Raw genomic sequence first — 18,242 nt, 5'->3', positions numbered from 1 at the left:
TAGATGTTGACGTAAGGGAGCGGACCCGTGAGAACAGAACCGGCCACCTACGAGCCCGGCACCGTGCTCTACGACACCGCCGCCGCCAAGGTCGGCGAGTACCGGGGCCGCAGCGGGTCGCGCGTGATGCTCCGGCCGCTCGGCGGCGGGCGGGAGTGGGAGGCGGAGCCGGCGGCACTGCGCCCGGCGACCGACCGCGAGCGCCTCGGGGCGAGCCTGCGGGCCGCTAACAACCGCACCCTCGCCACGCCCCCGGCCCCCGGGACGGGCGTGGGCGATCCAGACCGGCCGCCCATGCCGGTCACCGGCTGCGACGCCTGCGCCCGGCTGGCTGACCGGCGGGAAGCCGCACGCGCGGCGTTCGACCACAGCGCGGTGACGGACGCCAACGTCCTGCTGCGCCAGCACCAGCGCGAGGAGCACGAGGGATGACGTACGACGGTGGACTGCCCTACGAGGAGTGCCGACGGGCGCAGCGGCTCGCGCCGCGACGGGACCGGACTCCCCTCTCCCCCGGCTTCGCGATGCCGCCGTTCCATCCGGACCACCCGTCGAGGCCCGTGGCGCCGAGGCGTGCGTCCCGGCCCCGGCGGTACGCCCGGCTGGACGGGGCCACGGTCAGCGGCCTGCTCACCGTCCTCTGCGTCACGACGCTGCTGGTGACGGTCACCGTCGCCGCCTGGCCCCGCCCGTGAGGGCTACGCTTCGGCCATGGCGAAGAAGCTCGTGATCAAGGTGACGGCGGGGGCCGATGCCCCGGAGCGCTGCTCGCAGGCGTTCACCGTGGCGGCGGTGGCCGTGGCCAGTGGGGTGGACGTGTCTCTGTGGCTGACCGGGGAGTCCGCCTGGTTCGCGGTGCCGGGGCGCGCGGCCGAGTTCGAGCTGCCGCACGCCGCGCCGCTGCCCGACCTGCTCGACTCCCTCCTGGCCGGTGGCCGGGTGACGCTGTGCACCCAGTGCGCGGCCCGGCGCGACCTGACCGAGAAGGACGTCATCGAGGGCGTGCGGATCGCCGGCGCCCAGGTCTTCGTCCAGGAGGCACTGGCCGACGACACCCAGGCCCTCGTCTACTGACCCCCCTCCCCGAAAAGCGCGAACACTCAGCACCCAAGTGTCCTCAGAGCGCTCATCCGAGCGCCACGAGGACACCAGGGGGCGAAGTGTTCACGCTTTCCGTCAGAGAAGCAGCCGGGTCTGTAGCGCCACGGTCTGCTGGAAGGGCACCTCCGCCGCCCCGCCCGCGCGGCTCTGCACCACCACCGCCAGGACGTCGCCGGCACCGAGGTAGGCCTCGCGGACCTGTTCGCCGCCGTAGGGCTCGGGTTCGGTGAAGACGGCGGTGAGCACGTCGTCGGACTCAGCGGCCTCCGGGAAGTCCTCGTCGGGTTCCACCGTCTCCGCGCCCCGCACGGCGTAGACCGGGCTGTCGTACGGCGCCAACTGCATGGTGTGCAGGTCGTCCACGACGGCCGCCGTACCGAACTGGAGCAGGTAGATCCGCGTGTGCGTACCGTCGTCGGTGGTCCAGCCACGGGCGGCGATGTGACGCAGCCCCGCGTCGACGATCTTCAGCCGCATTGCCTCACGGTCGGACTCCTCCTCGTACTCCGCGAGGAAGGTCTCCGTCGCCAGCCAGCCGTCCTTGCCGCGCAGAGCCGGGTCCGTCGTCGCCCCGTCGGGCGCCGGCAGGACCAGGGCCCGCAGATCGGCGTAGTGGGCACCGGCCGCGTTCCCCTCGGCGAACGGCCCCGGGCTGCCGGACGGCAGCGGCGCCGCGGTGAGTGTCGGGTACTCCCAGCGCCCGTCCGACGCGGTCGCGAGCCCTGGTACGTCCGTCCGGTCCATCCGCGTGATGCCGTACGCCGTGGCCGACCCGACGGCCGCGAAGACGGCGACGGCGGCGGTCCAGCGCAGCACGGCGCGCAGGACCCGGCGGTCCTTGCCCGACGGAGTCGGAGCGCCGGGCGGCGGGGCGTCCGGCAGGGGCGGCAGGGCGGGGGCCGGCGGGGTGGGAGCCGGCGGGGTGATCTGCTCGGTCACACGGACTCCCCGGGTTCGACGATGCGGTCCAACTGGTCCTTCAACAGCGCGGCGACGCCGTCCGCGTCGAACGGCCGCACTCCCTCGGCGGTGGCGATGACCGCGATGTCTCCGGTGGAGGCGGAGCAGAACATCGCGTCGAGCTGCTCCTCGTCGCCGGAGCCGGAAGGCGCGCGATAGCACGCGGCGTTCTCGTAGCCCTCGATCTCGGGGCCCTCGCGGAAGATGTCGAGGGCCTCCAGAAGCTCGTTCCGGCCCGTCGTCACGGAGCTGGCCGCGGCCTGGTCCTCCATCCGGGCCAGGACGATCGTCATGGTGGCGGCGCCCGCCATACGGCTGGCGTCCTCCTCCATGGTGAAGGCGTAGCTGCGCATCGCCATCTCCTTGACGGGCCGGCGGTCGATCTCCTTCTCCAGCTCCTTGCGCTCGGTCCGGGGCAGACCGGCCAGCGACTCCTTGAACAGGGCGGCCGTCCGGTCTCCGTCCAGCACGGCGTCCGAGCCGAACTCGCCCAGGTCGGGGCCGCGCCGCCAGTTGTGGGGCCGGTACGGCACGAGGGTCCAGGCCAGACTGCCCGGCTCGGCCGCGGCTGCCGTCCGGTCCTCGGTGGGCTGGGGACGCGCCCAGGAAGGGACGCCCGGATCGCGGTCGGCGTCCGCGACGGCCACGGCGGTGTACGCGACGGCTCCGACGACGGCGCCGGTCAGCAGGAGCGCTCCGGTGACGGCGGCGATCCGGCGGCGGCCCCGGCGTCCGGGGGCGGGAGAGGGCGGTTCGGTGGGCTCGGCCGTGGACGGGGCGTCGTTCCGGTTCTCGTTCACAGCCGCTCCATCTGCTGCTCGGCCAGGTCCAGGATCATCTTCTTGTCGATCGGCTTGGCACCGCTCACCCAGATCTGAACGGCGATGTCGCCCCGCCGGGCGTGCGCTTGCGCCCGGTAGGGGAACTGCGTGCTGTCGAGGCCGGGGACAGGCTCGTCGTTGACGAACACACGGCCGTCCCCTGTGCCCGGGATGCTCCAGTCGCCGACGCGGAGGCCGTCGCCGGCCACGAAGTACTCGTCCGCCAGGTCGGTAGCGAAGTACTGGTTCTTCTCGTTGGCCTCGGTGGCGCCGAGGACCTCTTCCTGCCGGTACTGAATCAGCCGGATCTCCACGGAGTACGTCTCGCCGACCTCCCAGCCGGTGACGGCGGCCCGGCGGAACTCGTTGCGGAGCAGGTTCTCGAACGCACGCTGCGGATACCCGAAGGTCCCGGCGTAGCCCGCCAGGTCGATCCAGCCCTCGGAGCCCTTCAGCCAGTCGAACTCCTCCGCCCCGCGCGGCTTCTCCAGCAGCAGGTCACGCAGGTCGCCCTCGGTGCGCACCCGGCGGTCCTGGTCGGCGGGCAGCGGCTTCGGCGCCTTCCCCGTGCTGGGTGCGAGCGCGGCCTGCGACAGCGGCGGCAGCTTCGTCGGCTCCCGGTCCGCCTGCACGAGCACTCCGGCGCAGGTGCCGGCGACCAGTCCCAACACGGTGGCGGCACCGATGAGCAGTGCCGTACGCCCGCGCCTCCGGGGGCGTACGGGCTCCTCGACGGGCGCGGAAGGGCCACCGGCCGGCGGCACGTCCTCGTCCGGCGTCGTCGGCTCGGCGGGTGCCGCGGGTCTCCGTGGTTCCTCTTCCATAACGTCCCCCCACAGAACGTGAAGCGCGCATTCCGTATGCGCGCACCCAGGAGACCCACAGCCGACGTCCGGGGTTGCGGCGAAGTTGATCACGATTCGGCCATGGCGGACCCGGTGGCCGCCGCTGCGGCAGTCTCGAGACTGACGCTCACTTCCCCATGACGTACGCCACGGTCGGGCCGGTGGTCCAGCCGCCGTCCACCGCCAGTTCCGCGCCGGTGACGTAGGACGCGGCGTCCGAGAGCAGGAAGACGACCGCGCCGGCGATCTCGTGGGCCTCGCCCACCCGGCCCATGGGCGTGTTGGGGTACTTGCCCTCGCCCTGCTCGATGCCGACGGCCGCGGTCATCGGGGTGTACGTCATCCCCGGGTGGACGGAGTTGACGCGGATGCGGGCGGTGCCCAGTTCCACGGCGCCGATCTTCGTCAGTCCGCGCACGGCCCACTTGGAGGCGCCGTAGCCCGCCGTGAGGGCGAGGCCCATCAGGCCCGCGGCGGACGAGATGTTGACGATCGATCCGCCGCCGGCCTCCTTCAGCGCGGGGATCACGGTCTTCATGCCGATGAAGACGCCCGTGAGGTTGATGTCGAGCACCTTGCGGAAGTGCTCGACGGACTCCGACTCCAGCAGGGTGCCGGTCGAGATGCCGGCGTTGTTCACCAGGCCGTGCAGCGAGCCGAACGCGTCGACCGCGAGGTCGGCGGCGCGGCGCCAGTCCTCCTCCGAGGTCACGTCGTGGTGCAGGAAGCGGGCGCGGGCGCCCAGTTCGCGGGCGGTGGCCTCGCCCTCGCCGTCCAGGACGTCGGTGATCAGGACGTGTGCGCCCGCGGCGACCGCCTGGCGGGCGGCCTCCGCGCCCAGGCCCCGGGCGCCGCCGGTGATGATCAGGTTCTTGCCGGTCAGGTCGTGCATGTCGGGTTCCTTTCCAGGGGCGGGCAGGTCAGAAGTGGGTGCCGCCGTCGATCCGGATCTCGGTGCCGGTGATGAACCGGCCGTCCTCGGAGCCGAGCATCGCGACCACGGACGCCACGGTCTCCGGGCCGGCGAAGCCCTGGCCGAGGGCGGGCGAGAGCTTCGCGAAGAGGCGCATGTCGGCGTCCTCGGGCAGCCCGGGACCGGCGCTCTGCCCGCTGGCCCCGCTGCCGTCCGTCATGCCGGAGGAGATGGACCCGGGCTGCACGGCGGTGAAGCGGATGCCGCGGCCCGCGTACTCGCCGGCCAGGGCGTGGGTCATGGACTGGATGCCGCCCTTGCTCGCCGCGTAGGCCGCCATGTACGGGTGGGCGAACGCCGCCGAGGTGGAGCTGAAGTTGACCACGGCCGCGTCCCGGCCCTCCAGGAGCGCCGGGATCGCCTCGCGGATCACCAGGAAGGTGCCGACGAGGTTCACCGTCAGGACGCGGGTGAAGTCCGCGAGGCTGGTCTGCTCGGTGTGCGAGGAGCGCAGGATGCCGGCGGCGTTGACGAGGACGTCCAGTCCGCCGAGGGCGTCCGTAGCGGCCTTGACGCCCTCGCGCACCGAGGTCTCGTCGGCGATGTCGACGACGAGGGTGGTGAGACGGTCCGTGTGACCGTGACCGGCCGCCTTCTCGAAGGTGTCCTTCAGACCCTTCTCGCTGACGTCCGCGGCCACGACGGTGCCGCCCTCCGCGAGCAGCCGCAGCGCGGTGGCCTGGCCTATGCCCGAGCCGGCGCCGGTGACCAGGGCGCGGCGGCCTTCGTAGCGGTTCAGGTGGTTCAGGGGGTTCATGTGTGCTCCAAGCCGGCTCGGCGCTGTCCGTCGGCCGGTCAGTTGCGGCGCCCGCTCTCTGTCCTGCGGCGCCCCGATTCCACTTCACGGTACGCCTAGGTGGCACGGTTTGCCACTACGTCACGACATGCCGCCGAGTGGTCGCGGGTCGTACGCTTCTGGGGTGAGCACCGAGCCGCCGCCCCCGTCCCTGACCGAGCGCCGCAAGGCCGCCACCCAGCTCGACATCGCGCACGCGGCGGCCGAGCTGTTCGGCACCCAGGGCCCGCACGCCACGACGGCCGAGGAGATCGCCCGGCGCGCCGGGGTCGCGCTGCGCACCTTCTACCGGTACTTCCGCTCCAAGCAGGACGCGGTCGGTCCGCTGCTGACGGTCGGTGCCGACCGCTGGCGGGGGCTGCTCGCCGACACGGAGCCGGGCACCCCGCTCGGCCCGGCGCTGCGCACCGCGGTCGAGGAGGCGCTGGCGGTCCCGGACGACCGGGCCGCCGAGGCGCTGCTGCGCACGCGCGGGCTGCTGCGGGCCGCGCAGGACGATCCGGCGCTGCGCGCCGTGTGGTACCGGGTGAACCAGGAGTCCGAGGAGCGGCTCGTCCCGGTCGTCGCGCGCCTCACGGACGGCGCGGCCGATCCGCTGGAGGTACGGCTGGTGGCCGCCGCCGCCACCGACGCCATCCGGATCGCCATGGAGACGTGGGCCGGGACGGAGGCGGGGGCCGAGGGGCCGGGTTCACCGGCCGAACTGGCGGTGCGGTGTCTGGAACGGCTCGTCGGGGGGCTCGACCGGCGGTAGGGAGCGGCGCGGGGCCGGGGCCTGGAGGCGCTGCTTGGATGCGCTGCCTAGAGCCGCTGTCTAGAGGCGCTTCTTCTTGCCGTCCAGCTCGTCCCACCACTCGTCGGACTTCGGGTCGCCGGACGGGTCGTCCCACCAGCGGTCGTCGGGGCCGCGGCGGTTGGCGACGACGGCGGCGAGCGGGGGGATGACCATGGCGACCACGCACATGGCGACGGCCGCGGGGACCGACCAGAGCCGGACGACGCCCCAGGCCAGGACGAACAGCGCGATGCAGATGCCCATCATCACGAAGTAGCGGTGCCGCCGCCGCGCGTACATGACTCCAGGGTAGGTCCGCACCCGGGTCCCCGGACATGCCGAGGGGCCGCACCCCGGGCGTCCAACCCGTGGGGTGCGGCCCCTCGCCGCCACATTCGCCGTCAGACGGCGATCGCGACCTCCGCGAGCCCGCCCTGCTGGGCGACGACCGTGCGGTCGGCGCTGGCGCCCGGGACGAGCGCGCGGACGGTCCAGGTGCCCTCGGCCGCGTAGAAGCGGAACTGGCCCGTCGCGGAGGTCGGGACCTCCGCCGTGAACTCGCCGGTGGCGTCCAGCAGACGGACGTAGCCCGTCACCGGCTCGCCGTCGCGGGTCACGTGACCCTGGATCGTGGTCTCACCGGGCTTGATCGTCGAGGCGTCGGGGCCGCCGGCCTTCGCTCCGCACATGTCGTACTCCTGAGGGGTTGAGGGGGCGGGCTTACTTGCTGGCGCCGAGCTCGATCGGCACGCCGACCAGGGAGCCGTACTCGGTCCAGGAGCCGTCGTAGTTCTTGACGTTCTCCACGCCCAGCAGCTCGTGCAGCACGAACCAGGTCAGGGCCGAGCGCTCACCGATGCGGCAGTAGGCGATGGTGTCCTTCGCCAGGTCGACCTGCTCGTCGGTGTAGAGCTGCTTCAGCTCGTCGTCCGACTTGAAGGTGCCGTCGTCGTTGGCGTTCTTCGACCACGGGATGTTGCGGGCAGACGGGACGTGGCCCGGGCGCTGCGACTGCTCCTGCGGGAGGTGGGCCGGGGCGAGCAGCTTGCCGGAGAACTCGTCGGGCGAGCGGACGTCGACCAGGTTCTGCGCGCCGATCGCCTTGACGACGTCGTCGCGGAAGGCGCGGATGGAGGTGTCCTGCGGCTTGGCCTTGTAGTCGGTGGCCGGGCGCTCGGGCACGTCGGTGCCGTCGACCAGCTCGCGGGCGTCCAGCTCCCACTTCTTGCGGCCGCCGTCGAGGAGCTTGACGCTGTCGTGGCCGTACAGCTTGAAGTACCAGTAGGCGTAGGACGCGAACCAGTTGTTGTTGCCGCCGTAGAGGACCACGGTGTGGTCGTTGGAGATGCCCTTCTTCGACAGGAGCTTCTCGAAGCCCTCCTGATCGACGAAGTCGCGGCGGACCGGGTCCTGGAGGTCCTGGGTCCAGTCGATCCGGATCGCGTTCTTGATGTGGTTCTTGTCGTACGCGGACGTGTCCTCGTCCACCTCGACGATCGCGATGGTCGAGTCGTCCAGGTGGTCCTGCAGCCAGTCGGCGTCGACCAGGACGTCGCTGCGGCTCATGATTTCTCCTCCGGGGCAGTTGCGGCGGGGCGTGCGGTGAGAGGGTGTGCGCGCTCAGGCCGGGGCGGCGCGCGGGTGCCCTGGGCAGGGCGGGCGAGGGGGACACGGACGGCGGCGTCGCCGTCCGCTCAGACGGTGCGACAGAGCATGGCGGCGACGCGGCACAGGTCGACTGCCCGCCGCTTCGTGAGATCCGCCTGTCCCCGCGGCCGGAGGACGCTCGTCTGATGCTGCATAGGCCCGATCGTAGGGACGGACGGCGGCCAATGTCACCGGCGTGTCGGATTATGAGACGCGACCGTCCGGGATTCGGGACGCGAGGTCTTTCCGGCGCACCGGTGAGCGACCTCCGGACCGGGACCGTCGCCATCACATCTACGGGGCGGACGTCAGCGTCTCGCCAGTCGGACGCCCCGAGGCCCGCGCCCCCTGCGAACGACCGTCGTCGTCCTACCCGGCCAGCCTGACGTCCGAACCCTTCACCGTGATCTCGACGCCGTCCTTCGCCGCCTCGACCTTGTCCAGCTGCACGCCGCCGGGCAGCTCGTCGATGGTCTGCTGGAAGTCGGTGATGGCCCGGATGCGGGACTCGGCCAGCTCCTTGCCGCCGATCTCCGGCAGCCCGTCGGCGACGACCTCGACGTTGTTGTCCTTGACCGTGACCGAGCTGAGGACGTCGACCGGCTCGGGCAGCTCGACGCCGAACGCCGTGGCCTGGAGGGAGACCTTGATCTTGCCGTTGCCGCCGTCGGAGAGGCCGACGACCTTCGCGGTGACGCCCGGCGCGATGTCCGTGGGCTCGGACTTGGCGGCCTTCATCAGCTCGTCGTAGGAGATGGTCGCGGTGCCGGTGGCGGTGGCCGCGGTGGCGCTGCTGAAGTCGCTGGAGAAACCGACGCCCTTCATGTTCGCGCGCAGATGGTCGATACGGATCTTCTCGGCGCCGTCGCCGGTGGACGCCTCGTAGCCGTCGATGCCGATCTCGACGTCGTCCAGCTCGCCGCCGACGACCTGGGTGAGGAAGGGGAAGCCGTTGATGGAGACGTCGGGCTTCGAGGCCAGGTTCTCGGTGCTCTGCAGCTGGTCCGCCGCCTCGCCCTCGGCGAAGTTGACCGCCACCCGGTCCGCGATCACGAAGAGACCGCCCAATATCACGACGACGATCAACAGTATTCGCAGTGCACGCATGCGGTGTTCCCCCACCTCGGGCGGTCAATGACGGCGGTCTCCGACGACCGGCGGCCGTCCAGCGCGAGAGTAACGCGACGGACAAGGGCCACCGGGATTTTGTCGATCACCTGTGACAGGCGGCCGGTTTCAGCCGAGCGCCCGGCCCAGCAGGTAGACGGCCGGTGCGGCGGCCGCCAGCGGCAGGGCCACGCCCGCCGTGAAGTGGACGAAGCGGGACGGGTAGTCGTACGCCGCCACCCGGTGGCCGATCAGCGCGCACACCGCGGCGCCCGCGCCGAGCAGCGCCCCCGACGACCCGAAGTCCGTCATCGCGCCGACCGCGATCCCCGCCCCGGCCGCCGCGAGCAGCGCCACGACCAGGGACGCCGCGGTCGGCAGCGGCAGGGCCCGCGCCACGACGGCGACGGCCACCGCGATCGCGCCGACCGTCACGGCGTCCGCGTCGGCGGCGAGGTACCCGCCCGCGACCACGGCCAGGGCCGCCGATACGACGGTCGCCATCAGGCCGTACATCCGCTCGTCCGGGTCGGCGTGCGAGCGCAGTTGCAGCACGAGGGAGAGCAGCACCCACACCCCGAGGGTGCCGATGATCGCCGCCGGGGAGCGGTCCGACACCAGCATCGCCGCGTCGGCGGCGAGCGCGGCGGCGAAGCCCAGGGCGATGCCCTGCCGGGCGGGCCACATGCCGTTCAGCCGGAACCAGCCGGCCGCGGTGACCGCCTGGAGGACGACGAGCGGGACGAGCAGGGCGTACATGCCGAGCGCCGCCCCGCCGGCCAGCAGCAGACCGAGCAGCGCGGTGAGCCCCGCCGGCTGCATGCCGGGGTCGATGATCGGCGAGCGCCCCTCGGCACGGGCACGCTGGGCGTCCGTTATCCGCGTGTTCCCGGCGACGGTCGCGGGGCCGTAGCCGGGCTCGTCGGCGGAGGCGGGGGCGGGGGCGACCGGAGCGGGTGTCTGGTGCTGAGGCTGGGGTTCGTAGGCCTGGGGCTGCGGCTGCGGCTGCGGCTCGGAGTAGTACCCGTACGTCTGCGGGTGCGCCTGGTACGGCTGCTGCGGCTGCTGCGGCTGCTGCGGCTGCTGCGGCGGGAGATACGCCGTCTCCTCCGCGGAGACCGGCGGCTGCACCTGGGTCTCCCAGGTCTGCCCCTGCCACTGCTGGGTGTACTGGGCGGCGTCCGCGCCCTCGTACCCGTTGCCCTCGTACCCGTTGCTCTCGTACCACGCCTGGGCGTCGTATCCCTCGTACGGCTGATTCTGCCCGTACGGCTGATGCGGCTGGTCGGTCATGCTCACCCTCCCGCGAACGGCGGGAGCACCTCGACCGTGCCGCCGTCGGCCAGCCGTACCGCCTCGTGCTCGCGCGTGCCCACGGGGTCGCCGTCGACGAGGAACGAGCAGCGCAGCAGCACGCGCGTGAGTTCGCCGGGGTGCCGCTCGCGCACCGCGCCGAGCGCGTCGGCGAGCGTGGCCGCGTCGTACGCCTCCTCGGCCACCCCCGCCGCGGCCTTCGCGGCGGCCCAGTAGCGCACCGTGACCTTTGCCATCTGGATCCTTCGTCGCCGGTGCCGATCGGCGTCGGGTGCCGTTCGGCGGTGAACCATGTCAGGCTAGCCCGCCCGCGCCACCGCCCAGTCGCCGATGCGGCGCAGCAGCCCCTCGCCGGACGCGTGCTCGGCGTGGCCCATGCCGGGCTCCACCCAGAGTTCCCCGTGGTCACCGGCCGCCTCGGCCAGCATCCGGGGGTGGTCCAGGGGAAAGTAGCCGTCCCGGTCGCCGTGCACGACGAGCAGCGGCCTCGGCGCGATCCGGGGCACCGCCTCCACCGGCGACAGCGGCACCGGGTCCCAGTCCCGGTGGTGGATACGGGTGCGCATGCCGTAGCGGCCCACCAGGCGCCCGGCGGGTCGCATCACCAGCCAGTGCAGCCGGCGCATGGGTGCCGTGCCCCGGTAGTACCAGCGGGCCGGCGCGCTCACCGACACCACCGCGTCCGTGCCGGCCTCGCGGTCGCCGGCGTACAGCGCGGCGTGCCGCAGGACGACGGAGCCGCCCATGGAGAAGCCGACGGTCACCACGCGCGCGTGCCCGAAGCCGCGTGCCCAGGTGACCGCGGCCGCCAGGTCCAGCACCTCGCGGTCGCCGACGGTGGACCGGCCGCCGGACGCACCGTGCCCGCGGAAGGAGAACGTGACGACGGCGCCGTGGCGCCCGAACGCCTCCGCGATGCGGCGCACGTGCGGGCGATCAGCGTCGCCGGTGAACCCGTGCGCGACGACGAACACCAGGTCAGAGGTGCCGTTGGCAGTCGCGCCGGGCTCGTACACGGCGTCGATCCGGACCCCGTCGGGCGTATGGAGGAAGGTGCGCGCGGGCGTCTCGCCGGACGTCTCGGCATTCGGACGAGTGGTGGGACGAATGGTGGAACGCGCCACATGACCTGCCGGTCGGTTGCTCATGTCGGCTATTCTGCTGGGCAGAGGACTCGGGCAACGTAGCCCCCGGGTCCTTTTGTGCTTTCGGGAGCGATGCCGGGCGGTCGCCGGACGGCCGCTGGGCGTTCACCTCCCGGACGCGCGGCGGGCCCCACGGGCACGGGACCCAGCCACCTGTACGACAGTACGAAGCAGTGCCGCAAACGTCCTCGCAGGGACCCAGGAGGAACCAGACGTTATGGGCGAGCGAACCGGGCACGATCACAGGGCGACCCAGGCAGGTGGGGCGCGATGAGTTCTCTGCTGCTCCTGACCAACGCCCTCCAGCCGTCGACGGAGGTGCTTCCCGCCCTCGGCCTGCTGCTGCACAACGTCCGCGTCGCGCCCGCGGAGGGCCCCGCCCTCGTCGACACCCCCGGCGCCGACGTGATCCTCGTCGACGGGCGCCGCGACCTCCCCCAGGTCCGCAGCCTGTGCCAGCTGCTGCGTTCCACGGGGCTCAGCTGCCCGCTGGTCCTGGTCGTCACCGAGGGCGGCCTCGCCGCCGTCACCGCCGACTGGGGCATCGACGACGTACTGCTGGACACCGCGGGCCCGGCGGAGGTCGAGGCCCGGCTGCGCCTCGCCATGGGCCGCCAGCAGATCGTCGGCGACGACTCCCCCATGGAGATCCGCAACGGCGACCTGTCGGTGGACGAGGCGACGTACTCCGCGAAGCTCAAGGGGCGGGTCCTGGACCTGACCTTCAAGGAGTTCGAGCTGCTGAAGTACCTCGCCCAGCACCCGGGCCGGGTCTTCACCCGCGCCCAGCTGCTCCAGGAGGTCTGGGGCTACGACTACTTCGGCGGCACCCGCACGGTCGACGTGCACGTACGGCGGCTGCGCGCCAAGCTCGGCCCCGAGCACGAGTCGCTGATCGGCACCGTGCGCAACGTGGGCTACCGCTTCGTCACGCCCGAGAAACCGGAGAAGTCGGAGAAGCCGGAGAAGCCGGAGCGTTCAGTGAAGGAGACCGAGGCCCGGTCGCAGCCGGACCCCGCGGCGCGGGCGACGTCAACCAAGGTGTGATACGCCCTGCCCAGGGCCGTTCCATCCGCGTAGACTCCGCGCGTGGCCAAGGTGACTCGGGATGATGTGGCGCGACTGGCGGGGACTTCCACCGCCGTCGTCAGCTACGTCATCAACAACGGACCCCGGCCGGTCGCCCCGGCCACGCGCGAGCGTGTCCTCGCCGCGATCAAGGAACTGGGGTACCGCCCGGACCGGGTCGCCCAGGCGATGGCGTCGCGGCGCACGGACCTCATAGGGCTGATCGTGCCGGACGCGCGCCAGCCGTTCTTCGCGGAGATGGCGCACGCGGTCGAGTGGGCCGCCTCCGAGCGCGGGAAAATGGTCCTCGTCGGCAACTCCGACTACGTCGGCGAGCGCGAGGTCCACTACCTGCGCGCCTTCCTCGGCATGCGCGTCTCCGGCCTGATCCTGGTCAGCCACGCCCTGAACGACCTGGCCGCCGCCGAGATCGAGGCCTGGGACGCCCGGGTCGTCCTGCTGCACGAACGCCCCGAGGCCATCGACGACGTCGCCGTCGTCACCGACGACCTCGGCGGCGCCCAGCTCGCCGTGCGCCACCTGCTGGAGCACGGGTACGAGTACGTCGCCTGCATGGGCGGCACCGCCGAGACCCCGTCCGTCGGCGACCCGGTCTCCGACCACGTCGAGGGCTGGAAGCGGGCGATGAAGGAGGCCGGGCTCCACACCGAGGGCCGGCTCTTCGAAGCCCCGTACAACCGCTACGACGCCTACCGTGTGGGGCTGGACCTGCTCTCCGGCCCGCAGCGTCCGCCCGCGATCTTCTGCTCCACCGACGACCAGGCGATCGGCCTGCTGCGCGCGGCCCGCGAGCTGCGCATCGACGTGCCCGGCGAGCTGGCGGTGGCCGGCTTCGACGACATCAAGGAGGCCGATCTGGCGGACCCGCCGCTGACGACGGTCGCCTCCGACCGCTCGGCGATGGCGCGGGAGGCCGTGGACCTGGTCCTGGACGACGGCCTGCGGGTGGCGGGCTCGCGGCGGGAACGGCTGAAGGTCTTCCCGTCGCGGCTGGTGGTCCGCCAGTCCTGCGGCTGCGAGTAGCCTCCGGCGGCCTTCCGGACCGCCCCCGCCGGTCTTTACATCGGGCATACGAGGTTCTGCCGGGCTTCTCAGGCAGCACTCAGGCCGCTCTCATACGCGCGCGGGACGCTCATGAACATGACCGAGAGCCTCCGCCGGAACGGCGAGTACGAGCACGCGCAGGAGAACCCGTACGGGAACCCGTACCAGGGAACCCACGAGCACGCCTCCTCTCCCGTCGACCCCGAGTGGCCGCCCCCGCCGGCCCAGCCGCCCGCCGCCTCCTTCCAGGCCGGGCAGCCCGAGCAGCCGCCCAAGACGCGCAGGGCCCGACGCGGCCCGGTCGCCCTCCTCGCCGCCGTGGCGATCGTCGCGGCGGCCGTCGGCGGCGGCACCGCCTTCGGCATCCAGGAGCTGACCGGCAGCGACACCGTCGCCTCCAGCTCCAGCAGCACCAACGTGGTGCCCTCCAGCCAGAAGGGCACGGTCGCCGGCGTCGCCGCGGCGGTCAGCCCGAGCATCGTCGAGATCAGCGCCACCTCGCCCGCCGGTTCCTCCACCGGTTCCGGCGTGATCATCACCGGTGACGGCGAGATCATCACCAACAACCACGTCGTCTCCGGCGCCTCCTCCATCAAGGTGACGACCAACGACGGCAAGCAGTACGCGGCCGAGATCGTCGGCACCGACAGCAGCAAGGACCTCGCGCTGATCAAGCTGGAGAACGCCTCCGGCCTCAAGGCCGCGACCCTCGGCGACTCCGACGCCCTGAAGGTCGGCCAGCAGGTCGTGGCGATCGGCTCCCCCGAGGGCCTGACCGGCACGGTGACCAGCGGCATCGTCTCGGCCCTGGACCGCGACGTGACCGTCTCCACCGACGAGGGGCAGCAGCAACAGCAGCAGGGCGGCAACTGGCCGTTCGAGTTCGACGGCCGGGAGTTCAACGGTGACACCGGCTCGTCCACGACGACGTACCAGGCGATCCAGACCGACGCGTCCCTGAACCCGGGCAACTCCGGCGGCGCGCTGATCGACATGAACGGCAACATCATCGGCATCAACTCCGCGATGTACTCGTCGGCCGAGTCCTCCGCCAACGCGGGCAGCGTCGGCCTGGGCTTCGCCATCCCGATCAACACCGTCAAGGCGGACCTGGCCAAGCTGCGCGCGGGCGCCGACGGCTGAGCGGGCGTCCCGCGCGGCTGCCCGAGGCCGCCGCGAACATGCGAGGCTGAAGAGGCCCGCAGCCGCCCCCGACACCGCATCCGAGGAACCCGAGCCCATGAGCCCCGCAGACGGCGACCGCGACCGCGACCGAGAAGTCCAGCGCATCCTGATCGTCGACGACGAACCGGCGGTCCGCGAAGCCCTCCAGCGCAGCCTCGCCTTCGAGGGCTACGACACCGAGGTCGCCGTCGACGGCGCCGACGCGCTGGAGAAGGCGTCGGCGTACCGCCCCGACCTGGTCGTCCTCGACATCCAGATGCCCCGCATGGACGGCCTGACCGCCGCCCGGCGCATCCGCGGCGCGGGCGACACGACGCCCATCCTCATGCTCACGGCCCGCGACACGGTCGGCGACCGGGTGACCGGCCTGGACGCCGGCGCCGACGACTACCTGGTCAAGCCCTTCGAGCTCGACGAACTCTTCGCCCGCATCCGCGCGCTGCTGCGCCGCAGCTCGTACGCGGCGGCGGTGGAGGCCACCGCCGAGGACGACGACACCCTCACCTTCGCCGACCTGACCATGGACCTGTCGACGCGGGAGGTCGTGCGCGCCGGACGCCCGGTCGAACTGACCCGCACGGAGTTCACGCTCCTGGAGATGTTCATGGCCCACCCGCGCCAGGTCCTCACCCGCGAGCAGATTCTCAAGGCCGTCTGGGGCTTCGACTTCGAGCCGTCCTCCAACTCCCTCGACGTGTACGTCATGTACCTGCGCCGCAAGACCGAGGCGGCCGGCGAGCCGCGCCTCGTCCACACCGTGCGCGGCGTCGGCTACGTCCTGCGGCAGGGCGGCGCGGAGTGACAAGCCTGGCCCGCCGCGTCCGCGCCCTGCCCATCCGGGCCCGGCTGTCGCTGCTGGTGGCGTCGGCGGTGGCGCTGGCGGTGGCGGTGGCGGCGGTGGCGTGCTGGTTCGTGGTGAAGAGCGTGCTGGTCAGCTCGCTGGACGAGGCGCTGAAGGCGAACCGCATGGACAGGGACCAGGTGAGCCAGTACCTCAACCTGCGCACCTTCCTCTGCGCCCACGACCCCGGCACGCACGAACAGAACCCATTCGGCTCGTCCGTGCAACTCGTGGACCGGCAGGGCGGAAGCTGCCTCATCATCGGCACGGAGGAGGTCCCGCTCACCGACGCCGACCACGCGGTGGCCGAGGGCACGTCCCCGAACGCGCTGCACGACGCCACCGGGTCCGACGGCGCCCAGTACCGGGTATTCACTTACACCGTCCCCAATCTGCCAGGCGTCGCCGTCTCCGCCGCCCGCCCGCTGAGCGAGGTGAACAGCTCCCTCAGCAACCTCGCGCTGGTCCTCGTCTTCGTCGCCGGCGCCGGGGTCGTCGGCGCGGGCGCCGCCGGCCTCTGGGTGGCGCGGACCGCCCTGCGCCCCGTCGACGAACTGACGCAGGCCGTGGAGCACGTGGCCCGCACCGAGGACCTGACCGTCCGCATCCCGGTCGAGGAGGACAGCGAGGACGAGATCGCCCGCCTCTCCCGTTCCTTCAACAGCATGACCTCCTCCCTGGCCAGCTCCCGCGACCTGCAACAACAACTGATCGCCGACGCCGGCCACGAACTCCGCACCCCCCTCACCTCCCTCCGCACCAACATCGAGCTCCTGACCCGCAGCGAGGAGACCGGCCGCCCCATCCCGGAGGAGGACCGCAAGGCCCTGCTCGCCTCGGTCAAGGCCCAGATGACGGAACTGGCCGCCCTGATCGGCGACCTCCAGGAACTCTCCCGCCCCGACACCGGCCAGCACGCGGGCAAGACCCGCATCCTCGCCTGGCACGACGCCGTCGAGTCCGCCCTGCGCCGCGCCCGCCTGCGCGGCCCGGAGCTGACCATCACGGCGGACGTGCACCCCTGGTACGTACGCGCGGAGCCGGCCGCCCTGGAACGCGCGGTCGTCAACATCCTGGACAACGCGGTGAAGTTCAGCCCCAAGGGCGGCACGGTCGACGTCCGCCTCACCGACGGCGTCCTCACCGTCCGCGACCACGGCCCCGGCATCCCCGCCGACGAACTCCCCCACGTCTTCGACCGCTTCTGGCGCTCCCCGTCCGCCCGCGCCCTCCCCGGCTCGGGCCTGGGCCTGTCCATCGTGGCCCGCACGGTGCAGCAGGCGGGCGGCACCGTCAGCCTGACGCCGGGCGAGGGAGGCGGCACGACGGCGACCGTACGCCTGCCGGGAGCGCCGGTACCGCCACCGGAGACGGGCGGGGACGGCGGGGGTCAGGAGTAGCCGAGCATTCCGGGAGAGTCGATGTCGACGGTGAGGAAGCCGGGCGGGTAGGCGTTCCCCCGGTCCGTGAGGAGGATGGGCATGCCCGTGAACTCGGGGCGCGGCAGCGCGCAGTACAGGGCGTGACAGGTGTCCGCGCCTCCGTACCCGTCCCGCACCATGGTCCCGACGGTGACTGCCCCGGCCGTGTCCAGGTCGTCGACGACCACCGACGAGAACGCCAGCACCCGTTCGCCCGCCCCCGCTTCCTCCGACTCGGCCTGCATCAGGCAGAGGGCGGGAACGCGAAGCAGGTCACCCGGTGTGCGGGCCATGTTCCCGGCGAGCAGGTTCAGCGTCTTGTGGCCGTCCGCGAGGGCACGGGTCGCGCCGGTGTCCAGAATGATCACGCAGCGCCCCGGGCCATGCGGATCTTCTCGGCCGCGATCCGGTAGATGTTCCCCAGCACGTCGGGCGCGCCGTCGAATTCCTCGTCGCTGATGTCTACGCCGACGACATCACGGACGACCTGCCGATCGGCCGCCACCCGCCCGGCGATCTGCTCCGCCGTCGGCTGCTCCGACGCGAGCTGCTCGACCAGCTGGCCGAGGGTCATGCCCCGCTCCTTCGCGACCTGCGCGAGATGGTCGCGGGCCTGACGCGACACCTGGATGGTCGTGTTCTCTGCCATGGCCCCACCATTGGCGCCTCACAGCGCAGGAGGCCGCCGTCCGCCGCTCCCTTCACCCGAAGGTGCTCACGGTGCTCCGTCGACTTGACTCCACAGCACCCTCCACATGGCGGCAGCCACCCGGTCTCAGCGATCCACGACCACGGTGTCCGGCAACTTGTCGTGCAGACACTGCTGGTACGGCCGGTCCCAGCAGCACCACAGCGAGTTCAGCAGGCCGAGGACGGGGACGAGGGAGAAGACCGGCCAGGAGATCTCCCGGACCAGCGCGCGCCCGAAGCCGATGTTGCGTCCCGAGCCGCGACGCACGACCCGGATCCCGCAGACGCGCTTGCCCAGCGTCGATCCGAACTCGACTACGCAGAACGGGAAGTAGAGAGATACGAAGCGACGAACCAGCTGTACAGCATCGCGCCGGCCGCGTCATCGCCCTCATGGCCGCGCCGAAGGATCATCATCGGAAGCACGCCCGTGACGAAGTACCCGGCGAACCAGATGATGAAGTCCAGTACACGCGCGCCGAGACGGG

The 18,242-nt window shown here is 72.2% G+C and carries 25 protein-coding genes; 9 read left to right on the top strand and 16 right to left on the bottom strand.

Annotated features, from left to right (window positions below; all coding sequences use genetic code 11):
- Positions 1 to 27: 27 nt before the first annotated feature.
- The 3 genes from KUM03_RS02290 to KUM03_RS02280 are packed head-to-tail and all read left to right on the top strand — an operon-like array spanning position 28 to position 1,074.
- Positions 28 to 432, top strand: a complete 405-nt coding sequence (locus KUM03_RS02290; RefSeq protein WP_217245294.1) for a hypothetical protein — start codon at positions 28 to 30, stop codon at positions 430 to 432.
- On the top strand, positions 429 to 695 hold the full coding sequence (locus KUM03_RS02285) for a hypothetical protein (protein WP_217245293.1): 267 nt from the start codon (positions 429 to 431) through the stop codon (positions 693 to 695). The genes KUM03_RS02290 and KUM03_RS02285 overlap by 4 nt, the downstream gene beginning before the upstream one ends.
- 16 nt (positions 696 to 711) lie before the next feature.
- A complete protein-coding gene (locus KUM03_RS02280; protein WP_003974797.1) occupies positions 712 to 1,074 on the top strand; it encodes a DsrE family protein in 363 nt (120 codons plus the stop codon).
- Positions 1,075 to 1,176: 102 nt separating this feature from the next.
- Here KUM03_RS02280 and KUM03_RS02275 read toward each other — a convergent pair whose 3' ends face one another.
- From KUM03_RS02275 to KUM03_RS02255, 5 genes are all read right to left on the bottom strand, one after another.
- Positions 1,177 to 2,040 (bottom strand): hypothetical protein, encoded by an 864-nt coding sequence (locus KUM03_RS02275; protein WP_217245291.1) that lies wholly within the window; start codon positions 2,038 to 2,040, stop codon positions 1,177 to 1,179.
- Complete coding sequence (locus KUM03_RS02270; RefSeq protein ID WP_308406230.1) at positions 2,037 to 2,861, bottom strand: hypothetical protein; 825 nt, start codon at positions 2,859 to 2,861, stop codon at positions 2,037 to 2,039. The genes KUM03_RS02275 and KUM03_RS02270 overlap by 4 nt, the downstream gene beginning before the upstream one ends.
- Positions 2,858 to 3,706 carry a hypothetical protein gene (locus KUM03_RS02265; RefSeq protein ID WP_217245289.1) on the bottom strand — a complete coding sequence of 283 codons (849 nt, stop codon included), beginning with the start codon at positions 3,704 to 3,706 and terminating at the stop codon, positions 2,858 to 2,860. The genes KUM03_RS02270 and KUM03_RS02265 overlap by 4 nt, the downstream gene beginning before the upstream one ends.
- A 148-nt stretch (positions 3,707 to 3,854) precedes the next feature.
- The gene (locus tag KUM03_RS02260) at positions 3,855 to 4,619 is read right to left on the bottom strand and encodes a glucose 1-dehydrogenase (protein ID WP_217245288.1); all 765 of its coding nucleotides are present in this window, start codon (positions 4,617 to 4,619) and stop codon (positions 3,855 to 3,857) included.
- 28 nt (positions 4,620 to 4,647) lie between these two features.
- Entirely contained in the window at positions 4,648 to 5,457 is an 810-nt protein-coding gene (locus tag KUM03_RS02255) for an SDR family NAD(P)-dependent oxidoreductase (RefSeq protein WP_217245286.1), read from the bottom strand.
- Between the two features lie 163 nt (positions 5,458 to 5,620).
- Here KUM03_RS02255 and KUM03_RS02250 point away from each other — a divergent pair, with 163 nt between their 5' ends.
- Positions 5,621 to 6,250, top strand: coding sequence for a TetR family transcriptional regulator (locus KUM03_RS02250; protein ID WP_217245285.1), 630 nt, complete (start codon positions 5,621 to 5,623; stop codon positions 6,248 to 6,250).
- Positions 6,251 to 6,310: 60 nt separating this feature from the next.
- On the opposite strand, the gene KUM03_RS02245 is transcribed toward KUM03_RS02250, so the two are convergent.
- The 8 genes from KUM03_RS02245 to KUM03_RS02215 all read right to left on the bottom strand — a co-directional run bounded on the left by KUM03_RS02245 (position 6,311) and on the right by KUM03_RS02215 (position 11,487).
- On the bottom strand, positions 6,311 to 6,571 hold the full coding sequence (locus KUM03_RS02245) for a DUF3099 domain-containing protein (protein ID WP_217245283.1): 261 nt from the start codon (positions 6,569 to 6,571) through the stop codon (positions 6,311 to 6,313).
- A 101-nt stretch (positions 6,572 to 6,672) separates the two neighbouring features.
- A complete protein-coding gene (locus KUM03_RS02240) occupies positions 6,673 to 6,960 on the bottom strand; it encodes a DUF1416 domain-containing protein (RefSeq protein WP_217245282.1) in 288 nt (95 codons plus the stop codon).
- 31 nt (positions 6,961 to 6,991) lie between these two features.
- A complete protein-coding gene (locus KUM03_RS02235) occupies positions 6,992 to 7,837 on the bottom strand; it encodes a sulfurtransferase (RefSeq protein ID WP_217245281.1) in 846 nt (281 codons plus the stop codon).
- A 128-nt stretch (positions 7,838 to 7,965) separates the two neighbouring features.
- Positions 7,966 to 8,073: a putative leader peptide gene (locus KUM03_RS39160; RefSeq protein ID WP_374225249.1), complete on the bottom strand. Its 108-nt coding sequence runs from the start codon at positions 8,071 to 8,073 to the stop codon at positions 7,966 to 7,968.
- A gap of 214 nt (positions 8,074 to 8,287) precedes the next feature.
- Positions 8,288 to 9,025, bottom strand: coding sequence for a DUF2993 domain-containing protein (locus KUM03_RS02230; protein WP_217245279.1), 738 nt, complete (start codon positions 9,023 to 9,025; stop codon positions 8,288 to 8,290).
- 129 nt (positions 9,026 to 9,154) lie between these two features.
- Positions 9,155 to 10,318 carry a hypothetical protein gene (locus KUM03_RS02225; protein WP_217245277.1) on the bottom strand — a complete coding sequence of 388 codons (1,164 nt, stop codon included), beginning with the start codon at positions 10,316 to 10,318 and terminating at the stop codon, positions 9,155 to 9,157.
- A 2-nt stretch (positions 10,319 to 10,320) separates the two neighbouring features.
- A complete protein-coding gene (locus tag KUM03_RS02220) occupies positions 10,321 to 10,575 on the bottom strand; it encodes a MoaD/ThiS family protein (protein WP_217245275.1) in 255 nt (84 codons plus the stop codon).
- Between the two features lie 63 nt (positions 10,576 to 10,638).
- Positions 10,639 to 11,487: an alpha/beta hydrolase gene (locus KUM03_RS02215; protein WP_217245273.1), complete on the bottom strand. Its 849-nt coding sequence runs from the start codon at positions 11,485 to 11,487 to the stop codon at positions 10,639 to 10,641.
- Positions 11,488 to 11,754: 267 nt separating this feature from the next.
- Here KUM03_RS02215 and KUM03_RS02210 point away from each other — a divergent pair, with 267 nt between their 5' ends.
- The 5 genes from KUM03_RS02210 (at position 11,755) to KUM03_RS02190 (ending at position 17,043) form a co-directional block, all read left to right on the top strand.
- A complete protein-coding gene (locus KUM03_RS02210) occupies positions 11,755 to 12,531 on the top strand; it encodes a response regulator transcription factor (RefSeq protein ID WP_217245271.1) in 777 nt (258 codons plus the stop codon).
- 42 nt (positions 12,532 to 12,573) lie between these two features.
- Positions 12,574 to 13,596, top strand: coding sequence for a LacI family DNA-binding transcriptional regulator (locus KUM03_RS02205; protein WP_217245269.1), 1,023 nt, complete (start codon positions 12,574 to 12,576; stop codon positions 13,594 to 13,596).
- Between the two features lie 111 nt (positions 13,597 to 13,707).
- Entirely contained in the window at positions 13,708 to 14,760 is a 1,053-nt protein-coding gene (locus KUM03_RS02200; RefSeq protein WP_217245267.1) for a S1C family serine protease, read from the top strand.
- A gap of 97 nt (positions 14,761 to 14,857) precedes the next feature.
- A complete protein-coding gene (locus tag KUM03_RS02195; RefSeq protein WP_217245266.1) occupies positions 14,858 to 15,604 on the top strand; it encodes a response regulator transcription factor in 747 nt (248 codons plus the stop codon).
- A complete protein-coding gene (locus KUM03_RS02190) occupies positions 15,601 to 17,043 on the top strand; it encodes a cell wall metabolism sensor histidine kinase WalK (protein ID WP_217245264.1) in 1,443 nt (480 codons plus the stop codon). The genes KUM03_RS02195 and KUM03_RS02190 overlap by 4 nt, the downstream gene beginning before the upstream one ends.
- On the opposite strand, the gene KUM03_RS02185 is transcribed toward KUM03_RS02190, so the two are convergent.
- The 3 genes from KUM03_RS02185 to KUM03_RS02175 all read right to left on the bottom strand — a co-directional run bounded on the left by KUM03_RS02185 (position 17,034) and on the right by KUM03_RS02175 (position 18,112).
- On the bottom strand, positions 17,034 to 17,432 hold the full coding sequence (locus KUM03_RS02185; protein WP_217245261.1) for a hypothetical protein: 399 nt from the start codon (positions 17,430 to 17,432) through the stop codon (positions 17,034 to 17,036). The genes KUM03_RS02190 and KUM03_RS02185 overlap by 10 nt on opposite strands.
- Entirely contained in the window at positions 17,429 to 17,713 is a 285-nt protein-coding gene (locus KUM03_RS02180; RefSeq protein WP_217245259.1) for a hypothetical protein, read from the bottom strand. The genes KUM03_RS02185 and KUM03_RS02180 overlap by 4 nt, the downstream gene beginning before the upstream one ends.
- Positions 17,714 to 17,839: 126 nt before the next feature.
- Positions 17,840 to 18,112 carry an RDD family protein gene (locus tag KUM03_RS02175; RefSeq protein WP_217245341.1) on the bottom strand — a complete coding sequence of 91 codons (273 nt, stop codon included), beginning with the start codon at positions 18,110 to 18,112 and terminating at the stop codon, positions 17,840 to 17,842.
- Between the last annotated feature and the right edge of the window lie 130 nt (positions 18,113 to 18,242).

It is taken from the genome of Streptomyces sp. AC602_WCS936 (assembly GCF_019049125.1).
GTDB lineage: Bacteria > Actinomycetota > Actinomycetes > Streptomycetales > Streptomycetaceae > Streptomyces.
Note: the sequence above shows the minus strand (reverse complement) of the source record. Positions and strands in the feature narration are given on the sequence as shown.

Bases quoted from the DNA above. Each gene is read 5' to 3' on its own strand.
- KUM03_RS02195 (WP_217245266.1), top strand. From the start codon at position 14,858: ATGAGCCCCGCAGACGGCGACCGCGACCGCGACCGAGAAGTCCAGCGC.
- KUM03_RS02240 (WP_217245282.1), bottom strand. From the start codon at position 6,960: ATGTGCGGAGCGAAGGCCGGCGGCCCCGACGCCTCGACGATCAAGCCC.
- KUM03_RS02225 (WP_217245277.1), bottom strand. From the start codon at position 10,318: ATGACCGACCAGCCGCATCAGCCGTACGGGCAGAATCAGCCGTACGAG.
- KUM03_RS02265 (WP_217245289.1), bottom strand. From the start codon at position 3,706: ATGGAAGAGGAACCACGGAGACCCGCGGCACCCGCCGAGCCGACGACG.
- KUM03_RS02180 (WP_217245259.1), bottom strand. From the start codon at position 17,713: ATGGCAGAGAACACGACCATCCAGGTGTCGCGTCAGGCCCGCGACCAT.
- KUM03_RS02235 (WP_217245281.1), bottom strand. From the start codon at position 7,837: ATGAGCCGCAGCGACGTCCTGGTCGACGCCGACTGGCTGCAGGACCAC.
- KUM03_RS02255 (WP_217245286.1), bottom strand. From the start codon at position 5,457: ATGAACCCCCTGAACCACCTGAACCGCTACGAAGGCCGCCGCGCCCTG.
- KUM03_RS02230 (WP_217245279.1), bottom strand. From the start codon at position 9,025: ATGCGTGCACTGCGAATACTGTTGATCGTCGTCGTGATATTGGGCGGT.
- KUM03_RS02245 (WP_217245283.1), bottom strand. From the start codon at position 6,571: ATGTACGCGCGGCGGCGGCACCGCTACTTCGTGATGATGGGCATCTGC.
- KUM03_RS02200 (WP_217245267.1), top strand. From the start codon at position 13,708: ATGAACATGACCGAGAGCCTCCGCCGGAACGGCGAGTACGAGCACGCG.
- KUM03_RS02260 (WP_217245288.1), bottom strand. From the start codon at position 4,619: ATGCACGACCTGACCGGCAAGAACCTGATCATCACCGGCGGCGCCCGG.
- KUM03_RS39160 (WP_374225249.1), bottom strand. From the start codon at position 8,073: ATGCAGCATCAGACGAGCGTCCTCCGGCCGCGGGGACAGGCGGATCTC.
- KUM03_RS02285 (WP_217245293.1), top strand. From the start codon at position 429: ATGACGTACGACGGTGGACTGCCCTACGAGGAGTGCCGACGGGCGCAG.
- KUM03_RS02220 (WP_217245275.1), bottom strand. From the start codon at position 10,575: ATGGCAAAGGTCACGGTGCGCTACTGGGCCGCCGCGAAGGCCGCGGCG.
- KUM03_RS02210 (WP_217245271.1), top strand. From the start codon at position 11,755: ATGAGTTCTCTGCTGCTCCTGACCAACGCCCTCCAGCCGTCGACGGAG.
- KUM03_RS02215 (WP_217245273.1), bottom strand. From the start codon at position 11,487: ATGAGCAACCGACCGGCAGGTCATGTGGCGCGTTCCACCATTCGTCCC.
- KUM03_RS02280 (WP_003974797.1), top strand. From the start codon at position 712: ATGGCGAAGAAGCTCGTGATCAAGGTGACGGCGGGGGCCGATGCCCCG.